Consider the following 12,314-nt stretch of genomic DNA (forward strand, 5'->3'; position numbering starts at 1 on the left):
GAATGGAAAAAACAACGAAAACGAAAACAAGGATGCTTATAAATGCGATTGAACCTGAAGAGTGTCGTATCGCTATATTAGAAAACAACATTCTTGAGGAATTGTATATTGAAAGAAGCTCACGTGAGCAGATTGCAGGGAATATTTACAAAGGAAGAGTGGTTAATATAGAACCAAACCTGGAAGCGGCATTTGTTGATATAGGGCTCAAAAAAAACGGATTTCTCCATGCTTCGGATGTGTTGGTTCCGTCAGAAGGAAAGAATCAGGGAGAAGAAGCGGATCCCCCCCCTGTAAGACACCATCGGATACGCGATGTTTTGCAACAAGGTAAGGAGATACTTGTTCAGGTAACAAAGGAAAGCCTTGGGACAAAGGGACCCAGTTTGACCACCTATATAAGTTTGCCGGGCAGATATCTGGTTTTAATGCCGGAAGTAAAGCGTTACGGCGTTTCCAAGAAAATAACCGAGGAAGAAGAGAGACAAAGGTTAAAGAAAATCCTTGAAAGCTTAAATCCCCCGAAGAATATTGGTTTTATAGTTCGAACCGCCGGTGTACAACAAACAAAGAGAGAACTACAGAAAGATTTTCATTATCTGTTGAAACTATGGAAGAATATCTGTAAAAAGTCGAAAGAGATTGACGCGCCAGGCGTAATTTATCAGGAAAGCGACCTGGTGATTCGCGTAATTCGTGATATATTTAGCCAGGATATAAATGAAATCATTGTAGATTCAGAATCTGTTTTTAAGAGAACACGAGAGTTCCTGCGGATAATAATGCCTAAATATGAAAAACAGCTTAAATTCTACAACAAAGAGAAGCCATTATTTCATAATTTTGGAATTGAAAATGCCATTGAAGAAATAAACTCGCGAAAAATTCCGTTGCTGCATGGCGGATCAATCGTTCTTGAACAGACAGAAGCATTAGTTGCGATTGATGTGAATAGCGGTAAATATAAAGGGAAATGCGATCCCGAAGAGACGGCGTTCAGGACGAATATGATTGCGGCAAAAGAAATTGCACGCCAAATAAGACTGCGGGATTTAGGGGGAGTAATTGTTATTGATTTTATCGATATGCGGAATGAAAAACATATCCAGGCGGTTGAGAAGGCAATTGCGGATTCGTTGAAGAGGCATCGCGCAAGAACAAAGATGCTGAAAATGTCAAAATTTGGTACAATTGAAATCACCAGACAGAGAATCCGGCCAAGTCTGAGAGACGTTTTGTTTGAAGAATGCAAATTTTGCTGCGGAACAGGCTACGCAAAAACAGTAGAATCTCTGTGTTTAAATATCATGAGAGATGTAAAATTTGCTTTACATTTACCTCAAGTCGTAAGGATTGAAATAACTTCAAATAATGACGTAGTCGATTATTTACAGAATCAGAAAAGAAAACAAATGGCGGAGATTGAAGATGCGTATAACAAAAAAATAGTTATTTTTACCGATACAGCAAATGAATATGGCAAAATAGATATTCGTTATTTTGATAATAAGGGTGAACCCGTTACCGTATAATTTTTAATTCAGTTTTAAGACAAGGAGGAGAAATAAAGAGATGTATGCTATTATAAACGACAGGGGCAAACAATATAAGGTGAGAACCGGAGAACAGTTTTGTATTGATTTAAAGGCGGATGCCAAAGTTGGAGATGATCTGGAGTTTGACAATGTGCTGGTTTGTTCAGATGAATCCGGAAATGCAACATTTGGAAGCGCTGCAAATGCAAAGGTCGTTGCGGAGGTAAAAGGTGTAATAAAAGATAAAAAATGCGTGACGATAAAGTTTCGAAGGAGAAAAGCGTCTATGAGAAAACGCGGACATCGTGAGAGATACACAAAGATCAAGGTAAAAGAGATAATTGCCGGGTAGCAATCCGGGAAATAGTGCAGATACTATTTTAATACACGGGAAGTACATTTTGTATAAACGTAGTTTTTCAGGGTGGCGCGGACAACATGTTTGTCCGTGTCTGCCCGTATGGTTAATTTAAGAGGAGAAAAAAATGGCACATAAAAAAGGACAAGGTTCTTCAAGGAATGGAAGAGACAGCAACCCCCAAATGAGAGGCATTAAAAAATTTGGCGGCCAATCCGTGATAACCGGCTCAATCATAGTTCGTCAATGCGGCACTAAATTCAGGCCAGGCAAAAATGTGGGACTTGGGAGAGATTATACGATTTTTTCCATGATAGAAGGCGTGGTGAAATTTGACACGAAACGCCGTATAAGTGTATATCCTGCCACTAATTAAATAGGCTGTTTATTTTCACCATAAAATCAATTTCTCCATTTCTTTTAGATTTGGAGTGGTAATATAGTATTACTCTGTAAAAACGTACTTTCTTGATAATAGTTTGCCCACCCCTAAGCTGGCAAGCATGAAATCCGAAACAAATTCTAATGACGAACTGATTTTCGCACTCGTTCCCAAATGCTACAGCTTGGGAACGAGTGTTTAAACAAGCACGAAATCCGAAAGAAGTATTCGTTTAGCATTCCAAATAAATTCCCTGAAAAACAGTGACCATATCATATCCACTTCCGCGATTATCATAATTAATCACTTGGGCACTTTTTGACAAAAAAGGTAACTATCCGGCGCGATTTATTAAATTACCGGAGATCAGAGCGCAACTCGTTCCCAAACAGATACTTCACTAAGTTCAGTACAAGGTTTGGGAACGAGCCGTGTATCGTTTACGCTGAATAGTTACCAAAAAAGGCACTTCAGCCGTTCTGGATTTTAGTTCGCAGGATTAAAGTAAAGTGTCCCTGGAATTACCTTCCCATACTGGTCACGGACTTTACGGTATCCACCATTTCATTTCTTTTTTATTGTTAACGGGCATTTTTTTTCTCAAAAAATTCATCTTTTAAAAAAATCCATTAAAATGGTATACTTCTAACAATTAAAATTAAGATGCAAAATATAATTGTAAGCAACGCCTCAGTTTTTTGAAAAAAACCATTAATAGCGATGTTTGCCGCAATAATGTAGAGGCGAAGCATTTGTTATAAATAAGTTCATACCCAAACGGGCAAATGCTTCGCCCCTACTTTTTCAAAAAACCAAATTGTTGCAATTGTATTTGATCTCCTGACAAATTAACTCTGTATTTTGGGGGAAAAATGGTAAATGAGAAAAGCGATGTATTGAAAAAAATACTCGAAACTGCTATTGTGCAGGAAAACAAATCTAAAAAATTTTATTTGAAAATGCGGGATCAAATACAAAATGAAGATGCCAGAAAGCGTTTAAAGCTGATGGCTGACTCAGAACAAGAACATGAAGAAATAGTTACTTCCTGGTATGAAGAGGCATATGGAAAAACATTTGATCCTGAAAGTACCACTTCGCATGAAAACAGACTTGATGTACAAAAACTTGACGACAATGCAGCGCTCATTGATGTTGTACGGCTTATTGCGAAGGCGGAAAATAAGGCATACCAATTTTACAAAAATGCCGCTTTTACCGCCAAAACACCGGAAGAAAAAAAATTATTTGAAACCCTTGCCAGCGCTGAACAAATGCATGCAGATCAATCTTTGACCGAGCTGGATATGCTTGCCGGCGAGGAATTCTTTTTTTCAGACGAGGAGATCCCCTGGGAAATATAAAACAATCGTGACACTTTAGATTTTTGAAAAACGCAAGAACGCAAGAACGAGAGGCAAGGATGTCCGCCGTCCCTATATCGGGCGGCAAACATCGTTAGTATTGGAATTTTTCAAAAGACTAAAGTGTTACGTATTTTCGGTTTTTTCCGGCAAAGAGCAAAATGATTCTTTGCCATCAACTATTACCACTAAAGTTAAAAGGTTTGCAACTATGCCCAGAGATATTCCCGTTGGAAACGGATCATTATTGGTGACCTTCGATTCAAGCTATTCGGTTCGGGATTTTTACTTCCCTTATGTTGGAAAAGAAAACCATACCAGGGGTTATCCATGCCGGTTTGGGCTATGGACACAGGAAGGTTTTTCGTGGATTAATCCCAAAGAATGGAATATTTCTTTGGGGTATCTTGATGAAACGTTGGTGACTGCTGTGTTCCTCCGTCATGAAAAGCTGTGCCTTCAACTCATGTGTAACGATGTAGTTGATTTTGAGAAAAATATTTATTTGCGGAAAATGATAATTAAAAACTCCGCCCCAACAGAAAGAGAAATACGTCTTTTTTTCCATCAGGATCTGAGTGTTATGGAAAATGAAATTGGCGATACGGTGTTTTACGACGCAAAACAAAACTGCCTCATTCATTATAAAGGTCCCCGTTACTTTTTAATCAACTGTTCGGCCGGAGACGTGTGGGGGGTGCGCGAATACGCTACCGGCATAAAACGGCACCAGGGGGCGGAAGGCACCTGGCGTGATGCGGAAGACGGCATTCTGGGAGGTAATCCAATTGCCCAGGGATCTGTAGACTCGACAATCGGCATTTCCCTGAAAATCCCTCCTTTCGGAGAATCGGTTGCATACTATTGGATTGCCGTCGGCAGGACGTATGCCGAAGTAAATTTGTTAAATAATATTCTTTTAAGCGAAAAGCCGCAAGCCATACTCGACCGTACTGCAAGCTACTGGAAACATTGGGTCAATAAAGAGGAATTTAATTATGGGAACCTTCCGGCTGAAGTAATTAATCTCTTTAAACGCAGTTTGTTGGTGCTTAAAACACAGATCGACAACGGCGGGGCAATTATTGCTGCAAATGATTCGGATATCCTTCAATACGCAAAAGATACCTATAGTTATATGTGGCCAAGGGATGGTGCTTTAGTTGCCCATGCGCTCATGAGCGCTGGCTATAGCACTGTCTGCAGAAAGTTTTTTGACTTTTGTGCGAACGTGGTTGCTCCGTACAACTTTTGTGCAAGTGTTATGGTCGAAGACGGCTTTTTATTGCACAAATACAACCCTGACGGTTCATTCGGCAGTTCGTGGCACCCTTGGGTAAGAGGAGAAGAAATACATGTGCCTATCCAGGAAGACGAAACAGCCCTTCTTCTCTGGGCGATTGGGCAATATTATGACATGTATCGGAAAATCGATGTAATACGCCCGCTATACCATTCGTTTATTGAAAAGGCCGCAGATTTTCTTGTAAGCTACAGAGATGATGAAACGGAATTGCCCCTCCCTTCGTATGATCTTTGGGAAGAAAGACGCGGTATTTTATCGTTTACAGTAGCTACCGTATACGGAGGCCTGATGGCCGCGTCCAGGCTCTCCGAAATATTCAATTACACGGAAAAGACAAAACTATACCGGCAGACTGCTGAAAAAATTAGAAAAGCGATGGATCAATATCTTTATAGTGAAAAGCTTAACCGGTTTTTACGCATGATAGTTCCGAAAGAAGAAGGTGGATTTGAAATAGACGAAACTGTTGACGCAAGCCTTTACGGGCTGTTTGCCTTTGGCGCTTACCCACCGGATGATGTCAGAGTACAAAACACTATGAAGGCAATTGAAGAGGTCTTGTGGGTAAAGACGGAAATAGGAGGAATTGCCCGATACGAAAGGGATTTTTATCAGCGTGCCGGCAATGATGACTCAATTCCAGGGAACCCCTGGATTATTTGCACTATGTGGCTGGCGCAGTATTATATTGCAATTACAAAATCCGTGAAAGACCTTGATAGGTCAATATACTATTTAAAATGGGCTGTTTCACGCGCACTGCCTTCCGGCGTGCTTGCGGAACAAATTAACCCCTTTACCGGAGAGCCGATGTCTGTCTCACCCTTAACATGGAGCCACGCCACCCTCGTTCAAACAGTCATGGACTACCTGAAAAAATTACAGGAACTGCATACCTGCGGGCAATGTGGCAGATCAATATTTCTGCATGAAAGGGATGGCAGGCAGCAAATAAAAAAACATCTGCCCGGGAACCTTGTTTCTTTTGAGGAACAAGATGTCCGCCAGTATGCCGATAACGTAATCTTAAAGAAAAATGGCGCGGCTATCTCTGTAAATATAGACAAAAATAAATGTGTTGGCTGCGGAATTTGCGCAGTAAGAGCCGGCGATGCGATTGCACTTGTAAATGATAAGGCAAGGCTTGTTCCGGAGAAAACAGGCACGTGGGATGTTGAGGAAGGATTTGAAAAGTGTTGTCCGTTAGGGGCTATTCTCGTTAAAAAAGAAACATGAAAATAAGACATAAACTGGTAATCATTTTGGCAGTTTTACTGATCGCATTGAACGGTATCGTGGGGTTTTTTATCTACAAGCAAACACGCCAGGAATTCACAAAAGAAATCCGGGGAAAGGCAAAAATGCTGGTGATACAACTGGAAACGACACGGAATTATCTTGCCTCCATCATGCATAAAATAGAACTTAACGAGCAAACAAAAAAATTTATTCCTGCCGTTGCCACAAACGCCATCAGTAAAAATTTTGCAGAAAAAACGGGTTATGTCATTAAACAGACGAGCTTAAGATACCGGAATGAAGAAAACAAACCCGATCTCTTCGAAGAAAAAATACTCAGGAAAATGGAAGAAGACCCTACTATTAAGGAATACTGGGCAGACGATGTTTTTGATGGAAAAAGAGTAGAACGTTACCTATATCCGCTATATGTAACAAAAGACTGCCTTCTTTGTCACGGGCCAAGAGAAAAGGCACCACCGGTTGTGCGGGATTATTATGATGCGGGCTATGATTACCAACTGGGAGAAATAAGGGGGGCGTTCAGCGTCATTATACCAAAGGAAATAGCTGAACAGCGGTATGCCGCGGCTATTATATTTTTCATTATTATTGGAACGGCAAGCATTTTACTGGTAGTGGTCATTATATTTTTCACTACAAACAAATTCCTGAAGCCTATAGAAAAATTAACTGCCGCCGCCACGGCCATTAAAAAAACCGGCGATTTAACAACAAGGGTAGAAATTTCAACCAATGATGAAGTCGGGCAGTTGGGAGAAGCTTTTAATGACATGTCGGACAAGTTGAGGTCATCGTATGCTATGCTGGAGCAGCGTATTACTGAGAAAACAGAACATTTACAAAAGGCGGTCTCTGCGCTGAAGCGTGCGAACAGGATGAAATCAGAGTTTTTAGCCAATATGTCTCACGAACTCCGTACCCCTCTTAACGCAATAATCGGATTTGCGGAGGTGCTGAAAGATAAACTCTGCGGAGAGTTAAATGCCGAGCAGGAAGATTTTGTTAAGGACATCCACAGCAGCGGGAGACATCTTCTGCAAATGATTAACGATATACTGGATTTGTCAAAAATCGAAGCCGGCAAGATGGAACTGCAGTATGAATCATTTCTTGTATCCGACGCCATCGAGGATGTCTATACTATTTTAAAAGGCCTGGCCAAAAAGAAGCAGCTTCAGTTAAAAACGGTTATACAAGAAGATGTGAAAGATATTGAAGCAGACCGGGTGAAATTTAAACAGATATTATACAACCTTCTCTCAAACTCCATAAAATTCACGCCGCAGAATGGTACAATTACAACAAATGCAGCTATTGTGGACGGAAAAATGCAGGTTTCCGTGTCTGATTCAGGCATAGGGATAAAACCCGAGGACCGTGAAAAAGTGTTTAAAGAATTCTGGCAGGCAGACAGCTCGTTTTCAAGAAAATATGAAGGCACAGGGTTGGGACTTGCTTTAACCAGGAGGATTGTTGAGATGCACGGGGGAAAGATTTGGCTCAAAAGTGAATATGGGAAAGGGAGTACTTTTTATTTTACGATTCCAGTAACAAAATCTCAAAGAATCCTGCATCCGGAGGATGAGATGGCTACGGTATGTCCCATATGCGGCGAGGAGGTAGGGGATGAAGGAACACATGTGCATAAGCTGTCCCCGGTAGTAACAAAAGGAAAAAAAACTATTCTCGTTATAGAAGATAATCGTATGTCTGCCAATCTCCTTACCTTATATTTAACGAATGCCGGATATAACGTCGTTGTAACGGCAGACGGAGTAGGTGCAGTTGAAAAGGCGAAACAATGCAACCCGTTCCTGATTACGCTTGACATTTTGCTGCCGGGAATTGACGGATGGGAAGTCATTTCTAAACTGAAGGGCGATAAAGATACCGCTCACATACCGGTAATAATCGTTTCAATCTTTGACAACAAAGAACTTGGGTACAGTCTGGGTGCTGCTGAATATCTGATAAAACCTGTAGGCAGAAAACAGCTAGTAGATGCAGTAAATGCGGTTGCCAATACCTTAAAAACAAAAGAAGAACCAGTGAAAATTCTCGTGGTGGACGATGACGAGAAGGCGGTCAAACATATAACCACTATTCTAAAAGAAAAGGGGTGTGATGTTTTAAAGGCGTACAGCGGCGAAGCAGGCATCAACCTCGCTTTAGAAAAGCACCCTGATATTATCATCCTGGACCTGATGATGCCGGGCATGAGCGGATTTGAAGTCATAGAAATATTAAAAGCACATCCGGTTGCAAAAGAAATCCCTATTATTATTTGCTCCGCAAAGGATATTACCCCGGAAGAGAAAAAAGAATTAAACGGCAACATACTGGCCTTAATTCAAAAGGGAAGTCATACTGAGGAGGATCTCCTTATGGCAATCAGGAAAATAGAGCAAACCCACCATAAAGGATAGTGGTACCCCTATAATAAAATGAAACATCCATAAGCCGTTGCTCACAAGGGGAGATAAAACTTCCACTAGTCGAAGGCTCACAAAAGGGCATGAAAAATTTTATTTTTAAACAGCCAAATTCATTTTCGAAAGAAAATTACTATACAACCGATATATCGGGAAGGGGACAATGAATGTCGAATAAAAACGTAATGGTAGTAGAAGATAATGAAAAAAACAGAAAATTGATACGCGTCGTGCTTAAAGCAAAGGGATATAATGTCATCGAAGCAACTACCGGCGAGGAAGCATTAAGTTTGTTGAAAGAACAAATACCGGATATCATTCTTATGGACATACAACTTCCAGGGATTGACGGGCTGACACTGATACGGCAAATCAAAGCCGATGCCGGTAAAAAAGATATTCCCATAATAGCGGTAACTGCCCATGCAATGAAGGGGGACCAACAAAAGATACTGGATACGGGTTGTGACGCATATATGAGCAAACCTATTGATACAAGAGAATTGCCTCTTACTATAGAAAAATATTTAAAAAAATAAATAGTCTGTTCAGAACACAGAAAAAAGGACTTTGTAGTTGCTATTCCTGTATTTTGACAGGCATTACTTTTATCAGAAAGAGAACACGGGTATTCTATGGCAAAAATACTGGTAGCCGATGATATAACACAAAATGTCAAACTGCTGAGGGTTATTTTAACAGCATTCAAATATGAAGTAATCGAAGCATATGACGGAGAAGAGGCTTTAAACAAGGCAAGAACGGAAAACCCCGATTTAATTTTGCTTGACATAATGATGCCTAAGATTACCGGATACGAAGTTTGTAAAAAATTACGCGCGGATGAGGCCACAAAAAACATCCCGATAATAATGATTACCGCTTTGCATGAAATGGACGACCGCATTAAGGGGATTGAGGCAGGTGCGGATGATTTTATCAGCAAGCCCTTCAACAAAACAGAACTCCTTGCAAGGGTAAAATCATTGCTTCGTCCGAGAACTGTGGCAGGCAGGGAGGATGAATCTGAAGTACTCAACATAATACTGGCAAATATAGATGAAGGCGTTGTTGTGGTCAACGGTCAGTGGGAAATTAAAAATATTAATCAAACCGCACAGCAACTATTGCAAATCCCAGGAACGGAGCAAAAGGACATGCTTGCCTGCCTCTCTCAAATGGAGCTGACAACGCCCGTTGATACGCTTGCCAACGCACAGGAAAAAGACACAAATTTTCAGATATCCATTTCCAAAGGACAAACGCCGGTAAAAATAAACGCCCGATTAATAAAGATTTTCGATGCAGATAAAAAGTTGTCAACCGGTGTACTGATTATGAAGAATCCATAGAGAAAAAGAAGATAACTAAAATGACTACATTATTTGAAGATGGCTTGCACGGTCTTAACAAGCAACATCTTTCCATGCTCATACATAGCATAGAACATGGCTCAAGATCCGTTATCGTTACCGACGTAAAGGGCTGTATCCAATATGTCAATCCTGCCTTTGTTAAAATAACCGGATATGCCAAAGAAGAGGCCATTGGAAAAAATCCACGCATATTAAAATCCGGAGAAACCCCTCAGGGACAGTACAAACAGCTCTGGGAAACCATTGTCTCCGGAAACGAATGGGAGGGGGAATTCCACAACCGGAAAAAGACCGGAGAATATTATTGGGTCTTTGCAACCATTTCCCCAATGAAGAACGAAGAAGGGGCCATTACCCATTTCGTTGCAATTCAAAGAGAAATCACTGAACGCAAGCGTAAAGAAGTACGCTTCAATGCGTTTGTCAAAAACACGGCGGACGCCCTTATTGCCATCGATGAACAGGGCGTTGTTGAACTATTTAATCCTGCCGCAGAAAAGATGTTTGGTTATAAAAAAGAAGAGGTTGTTGGCGAAAACGTTATTATGCTAATGCCGGAATCATACCGCAAAAAACATGAAGATGGGTTAAAAAGATATTTGAACACGGGAAAGGCCAGAATACTTGGCACAGGGCCTATCGAACTGGAAGCACTGCGAAAAGACGGAACGGCTTTCCCTATAGAATTAACGATAGGAGATGCCCGCCTGGATGAATATTTTACCTTTATTGGCATTATCCGCGATATTACCGAGCGCAAATGGGCGGAACAGAAATTGATACACTCTATGGAAGAATTGTCCCGTTCCAACGCAGAACTTCAGCAATTTGCCTATGTCGCATCGCATGACCTGCAGGAACCGCTGCGTATGATTACCAGTTATACCAAACTACTGGAGCGCCGTTATAAAGACAAACTTGATTCCAATGCCAACGAATACATTGCCTTTGCAGTGGACGGCGCAATGAGGATGCAACAGCTCATTAATGACCTGCTGGCATATTCGCGTGTGACTTCCCGATGCAGGAATTTTGAACCTGTTAATTGCACGGAGGTGTTTAACCGTGTTGCCAAAAACCTTAAAATAGCCATTGAGGAAAGTGGGGCTGCAATAACCCAGGATCACTTGCCGGTTGTAATGGCCGATCCATCTCAGCTCACACAATTATTTCAGAATCTTATTGGCAACGCCCTTAAATTCCGCGGCGAAGCGCCTCCGCGTGTACATATTTCTGCAGAGAAAAAAGAGAGTGAATGGATATTCTCTGTCAGCGACAATGGTATCGGAATAGACCCGCAGTATTACGATCGCATATTCATTGTTTTCCAGAGATTGCATGGCAAAGAAGACTATCCAGGATCCGGGATAGGGCTTTCCATTTGCAAAAAGATCGTTGAACGCCATTCCGGACGGATATGGTTAAAATCAGAGCCGGGGAAAGGCGCTACATTTTATTTCTCACTGCCCGTAAGAAATTAATTCAAAGGATAGTACCTTACTGGTAATTTCTTTGCACACTTCCATTCGCCAGTGCGTGCTTTTTGGCAAAATATTTAATGGTAAAATCCGAAATTCTAAATTTCAATTTTCAAATATTTAAAAACCCGGTTTTTTAAAAAACTAAAGTGTTACGGTTTTGTTCATTGGGATTTTGTATTTTGGAATTTGTTTCGTGCTTCGTATTTTTTATCTCGTGATTGTTTGGTTCTGGCGATGACAGCGTAGGAATTTCAATGTTAATGTAGAGACGCATTGCATGCATCTCTACATTGACATCAATAACAGAATAAAGTCGCTGCTAAAGGCAGCCTAATTTATGGAGATGATTCATATATGCATACTTTATCAAATATCAGGCCTGTTGAAATTCTGCTGGTGGAAGATAATCCGGGCGATGTTCGCCTTACGCAGGAAGCCCTCGAAGAAAGCAAGTTGTACAATAATCTCACGGTAGTTACCGACGGTGTTGAGGCGATGAGATGCCTCCGCAAGGAAGGTAAATACGCTGATGCAACAAGGCCCGATATCATCCTGCTGGATTTGAATTTGCCAAAAAAGGATGGCCGCGAGGTGCTTGCAGAAATTAAAACTGATGAAAAACTGAAATTAATTCCTATTGTAATCCTGACCACATCAAGCAACGAGGAAGATATACTTAAGTCGTATGGCCTCCATGCGAACTGTTACGTAACCAAACCTGTTGATTTTGATGAATTCATAAAGATTGTGCAGGCTGTCCATAATTTTTGGTTTAGTATTGTGAAACTCCCCGCAGAATAAAAGAGATGCTATTGTT

Annotated in this window: 10 protein-coding genes; all 10 read left to right on the forward strand. The window is 40.9% G+C overall.

Going from position 1 to position 12,314, the window contains the following annotated elements:
* Positions 1 to 2 precede the first annotated feature (2 nt).
* The 10 genes from KSMBR1_RS09460 to KSMBR1_RS09505 all read left to right on the forward strand — a co-directional run bounded on the left by KSMBR1_RS09460 (position 3) and on the right by KSMBR1_RS09505 (position 12,298).
* On the forward strand, positions 3 to 1,532 hold the full coding sequence (locus tag KSMBR1_RS09460) for an Rne/Rng family ribonuclease (protein ID WP_099325107.1): 1,530 nt from the start codon (positions 3 to 5) through the stop codon (positions 1,530 to 1,532).
* Positions 1,533 to 1,572: 40 nt separating this feature from the next.
* Positions 1,573 to 1,887, forward strand: a complete 315-nt coding sequence (gene rplU / locus KSMBR1_RS09465) for a 50S ribosomal protein L21 (protein WP_099325108.1) — start codon at positions 1,573 to 1,575, stop codon at positions 1,885 to 1,887.
* Between the two features lie 133 nt (positions 1,888 to 2,020).
* Entirely contained in the window at positions 2,021 to 2,269 is a 249-nt protein-coding gene (gene rpmA / locus KSMBR1_RS09470) for a 50S ribosomal protein L27 (RefSeq protein WP_099325109.1), read from the forward strand.
* Between the two features lie 878 nt (positions 2,270 to 3,147).
* Positions 3,148 to 3,639 carry a ferritin family protein gene (locus KSMBR1_RS09475; RefSeq protein ID WP_099325110.1) on the forward strand — a complete coding sequence of 164 codons (492 nt, stop codon included), beginning with the start codon at positions 3,148 to 3,150 and terminating at the stop codon, positions 3,637 to 3,639.
* 211 nt (positions 3,640 to 3,850) lie between these two features.
* The gene (locus tag KSMBR1_RS09480) at positions 3,851 to 6,181 is read left to right on the forward strand and encodes a glycoside hydrolase family 15 protein (RefSeq protein ID WP_099327023.1); all 2,331 of its coding nucleotides are present in this window, start codon (positions 3,851 to 3,853) and stop codon (positions 6,179 to 6,181) included.
* Complete coding sequence (locus tag KSMBR1_RS09485) at positions 6,178 to 8,634, forward strand: response regulator (RefSeq protein WP_099325111.1); 2,457 nt, start codon at positions 6,178 to 6,180, stop codon at positions 8,632 to 8,634. The genes KSMBR1_RS09480 and KSMBR1_RS09485 overlap by 4 nt, the downstream gene beginning before the upstream one ends.
* 173 nt (positions 8,635 to 8,807) lie before the next feature.
* A complete protein-coding gene (locus tag KSMBR1_RS09490; RefSeq protein WP_099325112.1) occupies positions 8,808 to 9,179 on the forward strand; it encodes a response regulator in 372 nt (123 codons plus the stop codon).
* A 96-nt stretch (positions 9,180 to 9,275) separates the two neighbouring features.
* Complete coding sequence (locus KSMBR1_RS09495; protein ID WP_099325113.1) at positions 9,276 to 9,992, forward strand: response regulator; 717 nt, start codon at positions 9,276 to 9,278, stop codon at positions 9,990 to 9,992.
* 20 nt (positions 9,993 to 10,012) lie between these two features.
* The gene (locus tag KSMBR1_RS09500) at positions 10,013 to 11,497 is read left to right on the forward strand and encodes a PAS domain S-box protein (RefSeq protein ID WP_099325114.1); all 1,485 of its coding nucleotides are present in this window, start codon (positions 10,013 to 10,015) and stop codon (positions 11,495 to 11,497) included.
* Between the two features lie 354 nt (positions 11,498 to 11,851).
* Positions 11,852 to 12,298: a response regulator gene (locus KSMBR1_RS09505; RefSeq protein ID WP_099325115.1), complete on the forward strand. Its 447-nt coding sequence runs from the start codon at positions 11,852 to 11,854 to the stop codon at positions 12,296 to 12,298.
* The last annotated feature ends 16 nt before the right edge of the window (positions 12,299 to 12,314 follow it).

Origin of the sequence: Candidatus Kuenenia stuttgartiensis, from assembly GCF_900232105.1 — a bacterium.
In the GTDB taxonomy this organism is placed as follows: domain Bacteria; phylum Planctomycetota; class Brocadiia; order Brocadiales; family Brocadiaceae; genus Kuenenia; species Kuenenia stuttgartiensis_A.